General features: G+C 41.2%; 14 protein-coding genes. 11 read left to right on the top strand and 3 right to left on the bottom strand.

Features of this window, described 5'->3' with window-relative positions:
• The first annotated feature begins 189 nt into the window (after nucleotides 1-189).
• The 10 genes from DK207_RS10975 (at nucleotide 190) to DK207_RS11020 (ending at nucleotide 13347) form a co-directional block, all read left to right on the top strand.
• Complete coding sequence (locus tag DK207_RS10975) at nucleotides 190-1464, top strand: Glu/Leu/Phe/Val family dehydrogenase (protein ID WP_109441203.1); 1275 nt, start codon at nucleotides 190-192, stop codon at nucleotides 1462-1464.
• Nucleotides 1465-1543: 79 nt separating this feature from the next.
• Entirely contained in the window at nucleotides 1544-2749 is a 1206-nt protein-coding gene (locus DK207_RS10980; RefSeq protein ID WP_109441204.1) for an aspartate aminotransferase family protein, read from the top strand.
• Nucleotides 2750-2770: 21 nt separating this feature from the next.
• Entirely contained in the window at nucleotides 2771-3814 is a 1044-nt protein-coding gene (astA, locus tag DK207_RS10985) for an arginine N-succinyltransferase (RefSeq protein WP_109441205.1), read from the top strand.
• Nucleotides 3814-5283, top strand: a complete 1470-nt coding sequence (astD, locus tag DK207_RS10990; RefSeq protein ID WP_109441206.1) for a succinylglutamate-semialdehyde dehydrogenase — start codon at nucleotides 3814-3816, stop codon at nucleotides 5281-5283. Before astA ends, astD begins: the two co-directional genes overlap by 1 nt.
• A gap of 33 nt (nucleotides 5284-5316) precedes the next feature.
• Nucleotides 5317-6657: an N-succinylarginine dihydrolase gene (astB, locus tag DK207_RS10995; protein ID WP_109441207.1), complete on the top strand. Its 1341-nt coding sequence runs from the start codon at nucleotides 5317-5319 to the stop codon at nucleotides 6655-6657.
• Nucleotides 6658-6746: 89 nt separating this feature from the next.
• Nucleotides 6747-7721 carry a succinylglutamate desuccinylase gene (gene astE, locus DK207_RS11000; RefSeq protein WP_109441208.1) on the top strand — a complete coding sequence of 325 codons (975 nt, stop codon included), beginning with the start codon at nucleotides 6747-6749 and terminating at the stop codon, nucleotides 7719-7721.
• Between the two features lie 175 nt (nucleotides 7722-7896).
• Entirely contained in the window at nucleotides 7897-9387 is a 1491-nt protein-coding gene (locus DK207_RS11005) for an amino acid permease (RefSeq protein WP_109441209.1), read from the top strand.
• 232 nt (nucleotides 9388-9619) lie between these two features.
• Nucleotides 9620-11005 (top strand): OmpP1/FadL family transporter, encoded by a 1386-nt coding sequence (locus DK207_RS11010; protein WP_109441210.1) that lies wholly within the window; start codon nucleotides 9620-9622, stop codon nucleotides 11003-11005.
• Nucleotides 11006-11049: 44 nt separating this feature from the next.
• Nucleotides 11050-11946, top strand: coding sequence for a bile acid:sodium symporter family protein (locus DK207_RS11015; RefSeq protein WP_109441211.1), 897 nt, complete (start codon nucleotides 11050-11052; stop codon nucleotides 11944-11946).
• 27 nt (nucleotides 11947-11973) lie between these two features.
• Nucleotides 11974-13347, top strand: coding sequence for an amidohydrolase (locus DK207_RS11020; RefSeq protein WP_109441212.1), 1374 nt, complete (start codon nucleotides 11974-11976; stop codon nucleotides 13345-13347).
• A 60-nt stretch (nucleotides 13348-13407) separates the two neighbouring features.
• Here the strand turns inward: DK207_RS11020 and DK207_RS11025 are convergent, their stop codons facing one another.
• Nucleotides 13408-14427, bottom strand: coding sequence for an AraC family transcriptional regulator (locus DK207_RS11025; RefSeq protein WP_109441213.1), 1020 nt, complete (start codon nucleotides 14425-14427; stop codon nucleotides 13408-13410).
• Nucleotides 14428-14615: 188 nt separating this feature from the next.
• Here DK207_RS11025 and DK207_RS11030 point away from each other — a divergent pair, with 188 nt between their 5' ends.
• Complete coding sequence (locus DK207_RS11030) at nucleotides 14616-15668, top strand: fatty acid desaturase (RefSeq protein WP_109441214.1); 1053 nt, start codon at nucleotides 14616-14618, stop codon at nucleotides 15666-15668.
• 73 nt (nucleotides 15669-15741) lie between these two features.
• Here the strand turns inward: DK207_RS11030 and DK207_RS11035 are convergent, their stop codons facing one another.
• Nucleotides 15742-16029, bottom strand: a complete 288-nt coding sequence (locus DK207_RS11035; protein ID WP_109441215.1) for a DUF1330 domain-containing protein — start codon at nucleotides 16027-16029, stop codon at nucleotides 15742-15744.
• Between the two features lie 56 nt (nucleotides 16030-16085).
• Complete coding sequence (locus DK207_RS11040; RefSeq protein ID WP_109441216.1) at nucleotides 16086-16748, bottom strand: GntR family transcriptional regulator; 663 nt, start codon at nucleotides 16746-16748, stop codon at nucleotides 16086-16088.
• Nucleotides 16749-16788 lie beyond the last annotated feature (40 nt).

Genomic DNA, 16788 nt, shown 5'->3' on the forward strand with positions numbered 1-16788 from the left:
TAATTCATTTTAATCATTAAAAGCAATTTTGTGAATCAGTTTGATTCTTAATAATAATCAGTATATGAAGCCCAAAACATTTTTGACGTGATGTGGCTGCGCAGAATGTGCATCAGGGATGACAGGGCAGGAAACCCTGAATAAAAGGGAATCTGTAAAAACAGGGATAATTGATTAATTAAGGAACAGATGATGTCTTTATCATATACGGATCAAAACAGCGGTGCTTGGCAAACCTACCTCACTCAAATTGATCGAGTGGCGCCATATATTGACGCAGATCTAAGCAATTTTATTAATACGCTAAAAACGCCTAAACGTACATTAATTGTTGATGTTCCTATTGTCATGGATGATGGCTCGATCCGTCATTTCGAAGGTTATCGTGTTCAACACAATTTATCTCGCGGTCCGGGAAAAGGTGGTATTCGTTATCATCAAGATGTTGAGCTCAATGAAGTCATGGCCTTATCTGCATGGATGACCATTAAAACCGCCGTACTTAATCTCCCATTCGGCGGTGCGAAAGGAGGTATCCGTGTTAATCCAAAAGAATTGTCTCCACGTGAGTTAGAGCGTTTAACTCGCCGTTTCACCAGTGAAATCAGCCCAATTATTGGACCTCAAATTGATATTCCTGCGCCAGATGTTGGTACCAATGCCAACATCATGGGTTGGATGATGGACACCTATTCAAGTATTAAAGGCCATACGGTTACAGGTGTGGTAACGGGTAAACCTGTACATTTGGGTGGTTCTCTAGGTCGTGTACGTGCGACAGGTCGCGGTGTATTTGTAACCGGTTTAGAGGTTGCAAAACGTATTGGCTTAACGATTGATGGCACTAAGGTAGCTGTACAAGGCTTTGGTAATGTGGGGAATGAAGCCGCTTATTTATTTAGTCATGCAGGCGCAAAAGTGGTGTGTGTACAAGACCATACAGGCACGATTTTTAATGCAGAAGGGTTGGATGTCAAAGCACTGCAAAAGCATGTGGTGGAAACAGGCGGTGTGATGGGTTTTTCTGATTCAACTGTGATTTCGGATGAAGAATTCTGGACAGTTGATATGGATATTCTGATCCCAGCGGCATTGGAAGGTCAGATTACTGTTGAACGCGCGCAAAAATTAAAAGCCAAAATCGTACTTGAAGGTGCCAATGGTCCAACTTATCCAGAAGCAGATGATGTATTTGTCAGTCGTGATATTACCGTTGTCCCTGACGTGATCTGTAACGCAGGTGGTGTAACGGTCAGTTATTTTGAATGGGTTCAAGATATGGCGAGCTACTTCTGGACTGAGGATGAAATCAACGAGCGTCTAGACAAATTGATGATTCAAGCCATTGCTGATGTTTGGAATACTGCGGCACAAAAAGAATGTAGCTTGCGCACAGCCGCTTATATTTTGGCGTGTGAACGTATTTTAAAAGCGCGTAAAGAACGCGGTATTTTCCCAGGTTAATCAATTTAGTACATCAGTTTAAAACGGGGCTGTGATGTTTAAAACAGCCCAATGATCAAACAGGAAGTGAGTAAATAAAATGAGTAATGTCATGATTACACGTAGCAACTTTAATGACTGGATGGTTCCAGTTTTTGCACCAGCAAATTTCATTTTAGTGCGTGGTGAAGGCGCTCGTCTGTGGGATCAAAATGATAAAGAATATATTGATTTTGCAGGTGGAATTGCAGTCAATGCATTAGGACATGCACATCCAATTGCGGTTAAGGCACTGACTGAGCAAGCGCAAAAGCTTTGGCATATTGGCAATGGCTATACCAATGAACCAGTTTTGCGCCTTGCAAAACAACTGGTGGATAGTACATTTGCAGACAAAGTATTTTTCTGTAACTCGGGTGCAGAAGCCAATGAAGCCGCATTAAAACTGGCTCGAAAAATTGGTTTGCTCAGTGGTAATCCAAACAAAAAAAATATTGTTGCGTTTAAAAATGCCTTTCACGGTCGTACCTTATTTACGGTTACGGCAGGTGGTCAACCGAAATATTCACAAGATTTTGCGCCATTACCAGAAGGTATTGAACATACTGCATTTAATGATTTAGAAGCTGCGAAAGCAATAATTGATGACAATACCTGTGCGGTGATTGTTGAACCAATTCAAGGTGAAGGCGGTGTTGTTCCTGCCGATCTTGAGTTCTTAAAAGGTCTACGTACGCTGTGTGATGAAAAAGGCGCAGTGCTGATTTTTGATGAAGTACAAACTGGTGTGGGACGTACAGGTTCGCTCTACGCTTATATGAATACAGAGGTAACACCAGATATTTTAACCACTGCAAAAGCATTGGGTGGTGGTTTCCCAATTGGTGCGATGATTACAACAGATAAATACGCCAATATGTATGCGGTTGGTGATCACGGTACAACCTACGGTGGTAATCCATTGGCTTGTGCTGTTGCTGGTGCTGTATTTGAGTTCATCAATACGCCTGAAGTTTTAGAAGGTGTGAAACAACGTCATCAATATTTCGTAGATGCATTAAATAAATTGAATGCTGAATATGGTTTGTTTAAGGAAATTCGTGGTCAAGGCTTATTGATTGGTTGCGTTCTTAAAGATGAGTATGCAGGCAAAGCAAAAAACATCGTGACCTTGGCTGGTGAAGAAGGTCTTTTAGCACTTGTTGCTGGTGCAGATGTGGTGCGTTTTACGCCGTCATTGATTATCTCTCAACAAGATATTGATGAAGGTCTAAGTCGTTTTGCTCGTGCTTTAGCACGTCTTTAATCTATTTGTGAGCATCTAACCATGATGATTGTTAGACATGCAGCGCATCGGGACTTAGATGATATTTATCGTTTAGCGCAACGAGCAGGAGAGACAGGCATTGGTCTGACCTCCTTACCACGCAATAAAGAGATCTTGGCTGAACGTATTACACGAACAACCAACACCTTGGCTGGGTTAGCTGAAAAGACAGACGAGAGTTATTTATTTGTACTTGAGGACACGACTCTACAGAAGATTGTAGGCGTGAGTGCAATTGAAGTTGCAGTCGGCTTAAACGAGCCCTTCTATAACTTCCGTGTGGCCACACAGGTGCATGCTTCGAAAACCTTAAATGTATATAAAGCCTTAGATACGCTGTTTTTAAGTAATGACCATACGGGTTGTAGTGAACTGTGTACGTTGTTCCTTGATCCTGATTATCGTAAAAATCAAAACGGCAAATTTTTATCTAAGGTGCGTTTTCTTTTTATTGCCGCATTTCAGTCACACTTTAAAGCAAAACTGATAGCGGAGATGCGTGGGTATTCTGATCAAAATGGACATTCACCATTTTGGGATGCTTTGGGCTATCACTTCTTTAATATGGATTTTGCGACCGCAGATTATTTGAGTGGCATTGGACAGAAAGTCTTTATTGCTGAGTTGATGCCAAGATTTCCAGTGTATGTGGATTTATTACCCGCCGAAGCTCGTGCAGTCATTGCGGAAGTCCATCCTCAGACTCTTCCCGCGACGAAAGTATTGATGTCAGAAGGGCTTCATTATCAAGGCTACGTCGATATTTTTGATGCAGGGCCAACTTTAGAAGCTAACACTGCCGATCTACGTGCAGTCAAAGAAAGTCGTTTACTCACAGTCAAAATCACTGAGCAAATTGAAACGACGGATATTCACTATTTGGTTGCCAATGACCAATACCAAGATTATTGCGTGCTGTTGATCAATAACTGCGTCTCTGAGGGCGATACTTTAATGATCACACCAGCACAAGCTCAAGCATTGCATGTCCAAGAACATGATCAAGTGCGAGTTTTAGCATTAGATAAAATGGAGAATCACTAATGTCACAAGGTGCATTATTAATCAATGGTGCTTGGGTACAGGGAAAAGGTACAAGCTTTATTAAAACCAATCCAGTAAGCAATCAACAGATTTGGGCGGGTCAAGAAGCCAATGCCGTTGATGTTGATACAGCGTGTGCAGCAGCAAGAGATGCTTTCCCTGCATGGGCACGACTTGGATTAGAACGACGTATTGAGATTATTGAACGTTTTGCCAATCTGCTTGAACAAAATAAAAATCAACTGGCACAAGTGATTAGTCAAGAAACCAGTAAACCACTTTGGGAAACCTTGACTGAAGTCCAATCGATGATTGGGAAAATCGCGATTTCAATTCGTGCTTATCATCAACGCACGGGTTTTAGTGAAACGGAAATGCCAGATGGCATCGCATCATTGCGCCATCGTCCTCATGGGGTACTCGCTGTATTTGGTCCCTATAATTTCCCTGGACATTTACCGAATGGTCATATCGTGCCTGCATTAATTGCTGGTAATACGGTGGTATTTAAGCCAAGTGAGCTTACGCCATGGACAGCAGAAGAAACTGCAAAATTGTGGCAACAGGCGGGATTACCCAATGGTGTGCTCAACCTGGTTCAAGGTGGTCGTGCGACAGGCGAGGCATTAGCTGCTGCTGAGCAAATTGATGGTTTACTCTTTACAGGTAGCGCCAACACTGGCTATCACTTGCATAAACAAATGGCAGGTGCACCTGAAAAAATTCTAGCTCTTGAGATGGGCGGAAATAACGCCTTAATCATTGATGAAGCAACTGATATTGATGCTGTGGTGAATCTGGCGATTCAATCTGCTTTTGTGTCTGCGGGGCAACGTTGTACCTGTGCACGCCGCATAATTGTGAAACATGGTGCAAATGGTGATGCATTCATTCAACGTTTTGTTGAGGTCGCAAAAAATTTAGTAATTGGTGCATGGGATGTTGAACCACAACCATTTATGGGCGGGGTAATCTCAGCGCATGCAGCAGATCAGATGATGACTGCACAAAACAAATTGATTGCACTAGGTGCAAAGCCGTTATTAGCAATGACCCGTCCTCAAGCTAACAGTTCATTACTTACCGCTGGCATCTTGGATGTGAGTGAAGTGAATGCAATCCCAGATGATGAATACTTTGGTCCATTGACAACGATCTATCGTTATCACGATTTTGATGAAGCACTCAAAATAGCGAATAACACACGTTTTGGTTTGGCTGTTGGTTTGGTTTCACCTGATCGAGAGTTATTTGATCGTGTGCTGATCGAAGCACGCGCTGGCATCGTGAACTGGAATAAACCATTAACGGGTGCTTCTAGTGCTGCACCATTTGGCGGTGTCGGTGCATCTGGTAACCATCGTGCAAGTGCATTTTATGCAGCAGATTATAGTGCGTGGCCGATGGCTTCACTGGAAAGTGATCACGTTACACTACCTTCAAAATTATCACCGGGCATTGTGCTCTAAGTTAAATCGTGCCGTGACGATAGGGAGAAAAAAATGTCAGGTTATGAAATCAATTTTGATGGTTTAGTTGGACCGACCCACCACTATGCAGGCTTATCTTTTGGTAATGTTGCATCGACCAAAAACCGCAATAACGCATCGAATCCGAAATTAGCTGCCAAGCAAGGCTTAAAGAAAATGAAAGCCCTTGCGGATCTAGGGCTTAAGCAAGGGGTGTTTGCACCACAAGAGCGTCCACATGTTCCAACCTTACGCCGTTTAGGTTTTACTGGTAGTGATATTGAGGTGATTGCACAAGCAATGCGAACAGCACCTGCATTGTTATCTTCACTCAGTTCAGCATCTTCTATGTGGACTGCAAACTCATGCACCGTGTCACCATCGGCTGATAGCGCGGATGGACGTGTACATTTTACAGCCGCAAATCTAAATAATAAGTTCCATCGCTCAATTGAGCATCATACGACAACGCGAATTCTGAAAGCGATGTTCGATAATGATATATATTTCGCGCATCATGACGCCTTACCAGATGCAGCACTATTTGGTGATGAGGGTGCAGCCAATCATAACCGTCTAGGCGGTGGATATGAGCAAGCTGGCGTTCAAGTTTTTGTTTACGGACAGCAACAGCTCGGTGGTACGGTTGCACCGAAGAAATTCCCTGCACGTCAAACCCGTGAAGCGAGTGAGGCGATTGCACGTTTACACCGTTTAGATGCAAAACGGACGGTATTTATTCAACAGAATCCTGACGTGATTGATCAAGGTGTATTTCATAACGATGTGATTGCGGTCAGCAACCAACAGGTACTTTTCCATCATCAACATGCGTTTTTGAATCAAACACAAGCCTTGGATGAAATTCGCCAGAAAATGGCAGGGATTGAGCAAGAATTTATCTCAATCGAAGTCCCTGAAAACCGTGTAACTGTTGAAGATGCTGTTGCGACATATTTGTTCAATAGCCAGATTCTGACACGAGCAGATGGTGGGATGAGTATCGTTGTACCTGAAGAATCTCGTCAGAACAAAGCGGTTTGGAGCTATTTGAATGACATGATTCAAATGGGCACGCCTATTGATGACATCAAGGTATTTGACCTACGTGAAAGCATGCGTAATGGCGGTGGGCCTGCATGTTTACGCTTACGGGTCGCGGTGAATGAAGCTGAACTTGCAGCAGTCAATCCGAATTTATTTATGAATGATAGTTTGTTTAAAACCCTGAATCAGTGGGTCGATCAACATTATCGTGATGAATTAACGCAGGATGATTTAGCGGATCCAAGTTTGCTGATTGAGAGTCGTACTGCACTGGATGAATTAACCCAAATCTTAGGTTTAGGGTCGGTTTATCACTTCCAGAGATAAAGATAAGCATAGGAATAAAAATCTTCCCTTACGTTTTCCCTTCTTTGCAAAGAGGGGTTAGGGAAGATTTAGATAAGGGATAAAAGTACATGCTTGATTTATTAACGTTGACATTATCACAGCAAATACCTGAGCAAACTCAAGGTGAAACAGCAGGATTTACTTGGCAATGGTTAGGTGAAGGGTTGTTAATATGCACGCCTAAAACAAGCTATAAAAAAGCCCTCGTACTTTCAGCAGGAATTCATGGAAATGAAACAGCACCGATCGAATTGCTTGCGAAGATTATTCAAGACTTGTTTACGCATCACTTGCATTTAACCGAGCGCGTTCTTTTTGTTTTTGGTAATACGCAAGCGATTCGCAAAGGTGTGCGTTATCTGGAAAATGATATGAACCGCATGTTTTGTGGCGCTTATCAGCAATTAACGATGGATGATGAAACCCAACGGGCTGCACGGCTAGAACAAGTCACAATGCAATTCTTTCAACAAAGTAATGTGGATGCTCAACGCTATCATTATGATTTGCATACGGCAATTCGAGCTTCATTACTTCCTGTCTTTGCCTTATTTCCTTATCAGACCCAACCCTACGATGATTTTTTGATTGAAAGTCTCAATGCTGCAAATCTTGATGCTTTGGTCTATCACAATGCAGTGGGTAAAACCTTCACGCATTTTACTGCAGAGTATTTTCAGGCAGCGAGCAGTACTTTGGAGTTAGGTAAAGCCAAGCCCTTTGGTCAAAATGATTTAGCTGAATTTTCCGGGATTGATCAAGTGCTTCGCGCTGTAATTACAGGTGCAGTTTTACCTTCACGACAAAAAACAACCATTCGCCAATTTAAGGTTGTGGATTCAATTTTAAAACAAAGTGAGAACTTCCAACTACAGCTCGATGCGGATGCACCTAACTTTTCAACCTTTCAAAAAGGCGATGTAATCGCGACCCAAGAAGCTGGAAATTATATTGCACACGATCAGCAAGTCTGGATTTTATTTCCAAATCCGAATGTGAAAATTGGATTAAGGGCAGGGCTTGTCCTCAAAGAAATGATGTAGATAAAAACCAGTCTTAATATTTAAAACGGTTCAAGGAAACACTGTACATGGAGTTTGAATATGGATATTCAGTAGAAACAAATCATTGAAAATGAAGGATTCTCTTAACAATCTTTTTTAAAAATCGAAACAGCAAGGACAAGTTGTCATAAGAATACAATTGGAGTAATTGTGTATGAGTAATAACAATGAGAAGACATTTCTGACAGGAGATGTGCTGAGTGGGGACTATGCACCCCAGCAAGAGGCATCTCACCCATCAAATGTTCCATCCTCAGGTGTGGTAGTTGGACAACCATTAAAACGTGCCATGACCAAACGTCATTTGGTGATGCTCTCATTAGGTGGCGCGATTGGAACAGGATTGTTTCTTGGGTCGGGAGATGTCATTTCTCAGGCTGGGCCTTTTGGGGCCGTTTTAGCTTATTTACTCGGTGGTGTTATTGCCTATATGGTGATGTTATGTCTAGGTGAGTTAGCTGTACACATGCCTGTTTCTGGGGCTTTTGGTGAATACGCACGAACCTATATTGGTCCAGGTACAGGTTACATGGTGACATGGTTGTACTGGTTGACATGGACTGCCACCCTCGGTACAGAATTTACTGCTGCTGCATTGCTTATGCAGGAATGGTTTCCTTCGATTTCGATGTGGATTTGGACGCTGATATTTGCAGCTTTAGTTTTTGGATTAAATGTGAGCTCGACTCGCTTTTTTGCTGAGTCGGAGTTCTGGTTATCACTTGTTAAAGTGTTGACGATTATTTGCTTTATTGGTTTAGGGCTTGTGGCGATATTTGGTTTTATTCCTTATCAAGGTCATGAATCAGCACCCTTGTTTAGTAAATTAACTGAACATGGTTGGTTTCCACAAGGTATTTTCCCAATTTTTGCCACGATGCTGATCGTAAATTTTGCCTTTTCCGGCACTGAGTTAATTGGTGTGGCTGCAGGTGAAGCAGAAGATCCAGCCAAAACTGTACCGAAAGCAATTAATGCTGCGATTTGGCGTTTATTGATTTTCTTTGTGGGTACGATTGTGGTGATTTGTGCCTTACTTCCATTTGAAATGGCCGGTCTCAATGCCAGTGGAATTAGTAGCAGTCCATTTGTCACGGTATTTAATTTTATTGGGATTCCTTATGCAGAAGATATTATTCGTTTTGTAATTATTACCGCATTACTTTCTGCAGCAAACTCAGGTTTATTTGCTGCATCTCGCATGATGTGGTCGCTCTCGATTCAAAAACAATTGCCCAAAGTTTTTTCTACCTTAACCGCTTCCGGTACACCGATTATTGCGATTGTGGTCACCATGTTTGGGGCAATTCCTGGACTACTATCAGAACATTTCGCACCTGAAACGATTTTTAAAAACTTGTTAGGTGTCGCTGCATTTACCATGGTGGTGGTGTGGATTACGATTTGTATTAGTCAATTTAACTTCCGTCGACAATGGATCAAATCAGGTAAAACAGTTAAAGATCTGAAATTTGCTGCGCCGTTGTTTCCTCTGACACCAATTTTAGGTGGCGTATTCTGTGTGATTACCTGCTTGAGTATGGTCGCTGATCCATCAATGCAAGTCGGTTTTGTCTGTTGCCTGCTATTTATTATTGCTTGTTATGCGAGTTATTATTTCTTTTATAAAGATAAATTGGTTTAAATGACGCCAACCCAATGAAGTACGTATACGTGATCTAAGCGTTGAACGTATACGTATTTTGATTGGGATTTTATCCTTTATACTTTTGTTTTTTATTAAGTTTATGTTTGTCATATATCCATAGACTGAAAAGATTGGCACCAACAGCCAAGTGTTTGGCGTTCTGAGTTAAGCATTTAATTATAAAAATAAATAAATTAAGAGGTGAAAAATAAAAGTCCAGGATGGATTCATGAATATTGAAATTAAAAAAAAGTTATTACTCACGGTTTTAGCTTCAATCTGCACCAATCAGACCTATGCAGCCGCATTTGATAGAACAGGGCAGTCGATATCTGCATTTTTACAACCTGGCAATTATTTTGAAGCTGGGCTATCTGTCACTGATACATCACTAAAGGGAAAAGAAGCAGGAACTAACTTAACGCATAATACAATTTCTGATATTGCTCATACTGATTATCGTCCTACCACCGCTTTGAAATTGCAGCTTTCACCACAGTTTTCATTGGGTTTACTTTATGATCAACCATTTGGTGCGGATACAGAATATTCAGGAAAAAATAGTTTTGTTGCAAGTCCAAATGATACAGCCATGTTACCAGGCATCACGACAACAAAGCTTGCCGATGCAACCGACAGAGAAGTACCAACAGGTAACTCTAAGTCCAGTTTTGATATGCAAAATTTGAGTTTAGTTTTCGGCTATCAACCTAACAAAAACTGGAACTTTTATTTAGGGCCAACGTACCAAACTTTTAAAAGTCAAGTTGAGTTAAGAGGAGCGGTATTTAGTCTGTACAACGGGTATGACTTTCATACTAAAACAGTTGGGGACTGGGGCTGGTTGGCAGGCTTTGCTTATCAAATTCCTGAAAAAGCGATGCAAGTGTCTGTAACTTATCGCTCAGCAATTACCCATAAAGTCACAGCTCATGAAAACCTTCCATTAATTGACATGCTTAGTACTCAGCAAGGCCGTGATCTGATGGATCAGCATTTAGATTATATGGTTTCAATCGGACAGATGACTGAGCAAAAAAAAGCAGCTCTAAATCAAATTATTGCAGAACTTCCAAATGCCCAAACTTCAGGCACAACGAAATTTAAATCACCAAACTCAGTTAATTTAGAGTTTAAAACAGGGTTACGTCCAGGAACCTTACTGTTTGGTAATGTACGTTGGGTGAATTGGAGTGAGTTAGCATTGCAGCCTTACAGATTTGGGGAGGTTTCAAAAATAGTTGGGGTTTTATCAACGCCAAGTCGTCCAGAGGGTTTTAATTTAGTTCGTTATTTTGACGATCAATGGTCCGCGACGCTTGGACTTGGACAGCGTATTTCACCTCAATGGTTTGGGTCTGTATCTGTAGGTTGGGACTCAGGTGCAGGTGAGAAAGTTTCTACAGGTGGGCCAGCGAAAGGTTATTACAATTTGGGCTTAGGTGCACAATATAGCCCTACACCGCAAACTTTTATTTCAGGTGGTGCAAAATATTTTTGGTTAGGAGATGCCAAGGGTCAACTGGGTGCACAGGCTGGTAGTGATTATTATGTTGCTGAATTTAATAAGAATCACTCGATTGGATATGGCTTAAAAATTGGCTACAAGTTTTAAATAAAAATACATCAACAATTATTTTAATGAATGGAATTTCGCTCATGGATTCAGTATTAATTACCGTATTTTTGCCGATGGCACTTGCCATTGTGATGGTTGGTCTTGGGTTAGAACTTACACCGAATGATTTTAAACGCGTTCGTCAGCACCCGAAGGCTGTATTTATTGCTTTATTCTGCCAATTGATTGTTTTGGTGGGGATCGCATTCATGATCTGTAAAATATTTGTTTTACCACCGATGATTTCTGTGGGGCTAATGTTGCTTGCTGCTTCACCAGGAGGACCTACAGCTAATCTATATAGCTATTTATTTAAAGGAGACGTGGCGCTGAATGTGACATTAACTGCGGTCAATTCCATTATAGCTGCATTTACTTTGCCTCTGATTGTGAACTTTTCTTTACAGCATTTCATGTCGAGTTCACAAGAGGTGGGGCTGCAATTCTCCAAGATTGTTCAAGTGTTTGCGTTGATTTTGGTGCCTGTCATTATTGGAATGTTTATCCGTCATTTTGCTCCAAATTTTTCTGAAAAACTTCATAAACCTGTGCGTATTTTTGCAATCGTGTTCTTGCTATTTATTGTCACGCTAGCGATCGCTAAAGATTATCAAAAGTTGATGACTTATATCGGACAAGTCGGTGGCGCAACCTTTGTTTTCTGTATTTGTAGTTTAGCCGTGGGTTATTTTGTACCGCGTTTATTTGGTATTAACCGCTTTCAAGCCAAGGCTTGTGCCTTTGAAATCGGTATTCACAACGGGACATTAGCATTAACAATCGCACTTACTGTTATGGCCAGCTCAATGGCAGCGATGCCCGCCGCAATCTACTCAATATTCATGTATATCATGGCTGCCTTGTTTGGCATGTTGTTAAATAAACTAGAAAAGAGAGAGTTACAACAAAGCATCAACAATGTTGTGAATCGAGCTTAACGGTATATGTAATAAAGGAATAATTTCATGAAGCGTATAGCCAAACATTTATGTCATTTGGTTGGGTTTTCCACACTTGCCTTGAGCGGCGTGGTGAACGCTCAAAGTACCACGAACGCACCACTTAGTTTACCTGCTGTCTCAGTCAAAGCCGTCTCATTGATTGATGGGCAAACCGATTGGCTCAGTAAAGTCTATAAAGATATTCATCAACATCCTGAATTGGCTTTTATGGAAACGCGGACAGCAGCCATTGTTGCCAAAGAGCTTAAATCATTGGGTTTTGATGTTAAAACAGGTATTGCAGAAACTGGCGTGGTTGGTGTTCTCAAAAATGGTGATGGTCCAACCATCATGTTTCGTGCAGATATGGATGCCAATGCCGTTGAAGAGGCGACGGGTTTGCCATACGCTAGTAAAGTTCGGGTCAAGTTAAAGGATGGAACGGAAACGCCTGTTGCACATATGTGTGGGCATGATGCACATGTGACATGGATGCTGGGTATGGCGCGGGCTATGGTGGCGCTCAAAAAAGAGTGGCGTGGCACGATTATTTTGGTTGCCCAGCCTGCTGAAGAAGAAGTGACTGGAGCAAAAGCGATGGTCTCAGAGGGCTTATGGAGTAAGTATAATATACCTAAACCAGACTACTTCTTTGCTGTTCATACTGTTCCTGCACCCGTAGGTATAGTTATCAATGCGCCAGGACCACGAATGGCGGGAACAGATCAAGTCGATGTGTTATTTAAAGGTGTGCCAGGGCATGGTTCGATGCCTCACTTAAGCAAAAACCCGATCTATATGGCCACCAATGCAATTACAGAATATCAAAGCATTGGGAGCAATGTAGTGAGTGCCCAACAGCCAGTCGTTTTATCTGTGGGTTCAATTCAGGCGGGTAGTGTGAATAATGTTGTACCGTCATCGGCTATGGTCAAAATGAATCTTCGGTGGTTTGATCCTAAAGCACGTGAAGCCATGGTGAATCGTATTCATCTAGTGAGTGAAGGGGTTGCTCAAATGCAAGGAATGCCAAAAGAGCAGCTTCCTCAGATTACATTGAAAGGCTCAACCACACCTGTGGTGAACCATAAAGAGTTTTCAACACGCTTAAATGCACCCTTGAAAGCATTACTGGGGGAGAACAAAGTATTAACAGACTATCCCGCATTTATGGGTTCAGAAGATGTGCATCATTTATTAGGTGAGCACAACGATGTTCCATTTAATTTCATGTTTGTCGGTGTGGCAGATCCCGTTGTGTTCGCCAATGCAATTAAACAGGGTAAACAGATGCCCTACGTTCCGCATAGTTCAGAATTTATGGTGGATTTGAAAGCATTACCAGTAGGAGTGAAAGTGATCACTGTTTCTATGTTGGAATTATTAAATAAACAATAATTCATTCATCTAAAACGGATATATCCAATCAGATGTATCCGTTTTTTATCTATTTTATTTTTAGTGATTGGACAATGGATTGGAAATATTGTTTTCACGATACTTTACTGGTGAGGAATTGGTCCAACGTCGAAAAGCGCGAGAGAAACTACTCACATCAGTAAAGCCGAGAATATAGGCGATTTCAGTAATACTATAAGCAATGTTCTTGATATACGACATGGCCAACTCTTGTCTTGTGTTATCCAATAACTCGCTAAAAGTTGTTTTTTCCTCAGACAGTTTTCGTTGCAAACTGCGTATGCTCAAGCCTAAGCTTTTGGCAATCTCATGTTGATGTATTTCCCCAGTCGATAAGCGCTCAATAAGTTTCAGTTTAACGCGGGCAAGTATATTCTCTTTATCAAAACGGGCGAGATAGCGCATGATAATTTCATCATATTCTTGCGTCAGCTCAGGGTTTGCACCGTCTAAGGGCTGTTCGATACTGGCTGTATCAAACACGATCATGTCTTTTGGCGCATTAAAAGCGATAGGCGTTTTTAGAATACTTTGATAAGTATCAAGATCCGCTGGTTCTGAACGACGTAGTTCGATTCGTAGTGGTGAGAAATCAGAACCTTGTAATGCCCGTGAAGCCCGAATGAATACAGAAATAAATGCATCGATTGCTTCAGGTTGGACTTGTTCAGGCACATGGATTAAGAAATAGTGATTGCTGCCTTTACTAAAAAATTCAAGCTCGGGAATATTGGTCACCAAACGGAAATAACGAATAATTCGCCCAAACATTTCTTTAAGCGTAACACTGGTATTAAGTGAATTCCCTAGAACATGGAAGGTATGGTGATTGACCTGACTGGCAACTTTAAGCCCAAAACAGGAATCCTCTGTAGCTTGAACGGCTAAACGCCATAGATATGCCGTTTGTTCTAATGAATATCGAGCATTAGGATCATTTAAAACTTGAATATCCAAGCCCGCTTGCTTTAATAAGACTTGACTATCACAGCCTGCTTTTTCAAGCGCCTTTTGAATAGCTTTCACCCAACTGGTTAGTGCTGTTGCTGTCTGTGACATGTCATATCCTATAACGTATAAATCAGATTCCATTGACAAGTATAGAAGGTTTTATTCAAAGTTTTTCTGCATATTTGTGTAGATAACAATAAGTTGGCGTCGACAGCCAAGAGATTGGCATTTTGAGTTAAGCGTATTCAGGGCGATATAAATAAATTAAAGGTATTGGAAAAACCAAGGACAAGTTTATGAGTTACACTTACCAAGATTCATCGGGTTGGACGGACGCAGAAAAAACAGAATATATAAAAAAAGTAGTAAACGCAGAAGGCGTTGCATTACGAAAAAAATATTCTATTTTGCAACATCAAAATGCCATAGGCGCCCTGATTTTGGCTTTTTCTTTAGCTGGTATGGGCGTGACAGCTTACTTTTATATCGTACATCAACTCTCTGTCTGGTGGACGATTCCACTCATTGCTTTTTTTGCCTCTTTAACCCATGAGTTAGAACATGATTTGATTCATTGGATGTATTTTCGTAAAAAACCGTGGGCACATCATTTGATGATGGGATTGGTATGGTTAGCTCGTCCAAGCACCATTAATCCTTGGGCGCGCCGAGAGTTACATTTTAATCATCATAAAATGTCTGGTACCGAACATGATATTGAAGAAAGAGCATTAGGGAATGGTGATGTCTGGGGAATCCGCCGTTTATTTGCGACAGGTGATAATGGGTTAGCCGTCTTATTTCGAGTCCTTGCTGCGAATAATTGGACTGTACGCAAAATGATTTTAAAGCGTAGTTTCAAAGCCTATTTCCCATTAGGTATTATTCACTGGTCACTTTGGTATGTATTTTTAGGGTTCCATGCGGTTAACTTGGTTGCAATGTTGGCAGATATTTCAATTTTATGGTCAGTTAATACTTTGCAAGTGATGCATGTAGTGAATATCTTAACGGTTGTTTGGATTGCACCGAATGTATTGCGGACTTTCTGCTTACATTTTGTGACCAGTAATATGCATTACTATGGCGATGTCGAGTTAGGCAATGTGATTCAGCAAACTCAAGTGCTCAAGCCATGGTGGATGATGCCATTCCAGTTATTTTGTTTTAATTTTGGTTCCACTCATGCGATTCATCACTTTGTGGTTAAAGAGCCATTTTATCTTCGTCAAATGACAGCGCCTGTTGCGCACAAAGTTATGCGTGATATGGGCGTGCGATTTAATGATCTAGGCACATTTAAACGCGCCAACCGATGGGGATCTAAAGCACTTTCTGGACAAGGTTAAATACGATAAGGATGAAATTAGCAGGTTAAAAGAGATTTAATACTCTCTTTTAATCTGCTTTTTTTAATTACTGTTAGTCTAGGCTTTCAACAATGTTGATCATCACCTCAGCACAACCTTGGCGGGCAGCTCGGGCTTTGTTATATTCTTCTGAATCATAACAAGCATGGGCTGTTGCTAGGTCTGAAAACTCGATAATGACATGACGTTGATATTCTTCGCCTTCCAAGCAATACGAGTTACCGCCTCTTGCAAGAAACTTTGCACCATACTTTTCAAAAGCGTGAGGTGCTAAAGCCATATATTGTTTATATTGCTCCAGATCGTGGATGGTAACGTGAGCAATCCAGTAAGCTGACATTTTTATATCCTTATCTAATTTAAGGCGTCATAGCCTTTATATTTGCACTTTAATCATTAACTATTCAAAATATTTTTTGCGACTGAGGCCGCTTCAGCAATATGTTCAGCAACAGCTCGCTTAGCTTTGTCAGCATCTTTGTCTAAGTAGATCGCTTCGCACATATTTTTTATACGTTGGTAACCTGAAACCTCACGTCTAGTGGATTTCATGGTCATGGCACGAAGTCGACTAATACGACCGTTTAGACGTTGTACCACTTCCCAGGCGATGTAATGTTTCGCTGTAGTGAAAATGGTCTCATACAGCTTTGCTGAGGTGGCAATAATCAAATTAATATCATCAGCAGCAAAAGCTTGTTCAAGTTCCGCCAATAATTCTTTTAATTGTTGAGTGGTTTGATCAGTAAGATTTTTGGTGCAATCCGCAACAGCACTTTGTTCGAGTAAAAGACGGATTTCATAGATTTGTGAAGCAATTTCCCAATCCAGTAATGAAACAATTGGACCTTTATTCGGCAAGATTTCAACCAGACCCTCTGCTTCCAGATAGCGAATGACTTCACGTACCACGGAGCGGCTAACGCCGAGTTCTTCACAAAGGGTCCGTTCAACCAATCTTTTTCCTGATGGAAAATAACCTGTAATAATGGCATTACGCACTTTATCTAGACAAAGCTCACGCAAAGTCACAGGTGGGTTTTCAATTTTAAGATTCATAGAAATTAATCTTTCCTGATTTCAGTAATGCAGAGTTTTG

It is taken from the genome of Acinetobacter haemolyticus, assembly GCF_900406815.1.
GTDB lineage: Bacteria > Pseudomonadota > Gammaproteobacteria > Pseudomonadales > Moraxellaceae > Acinetobacter > Acinetobacter haemolyticus_A.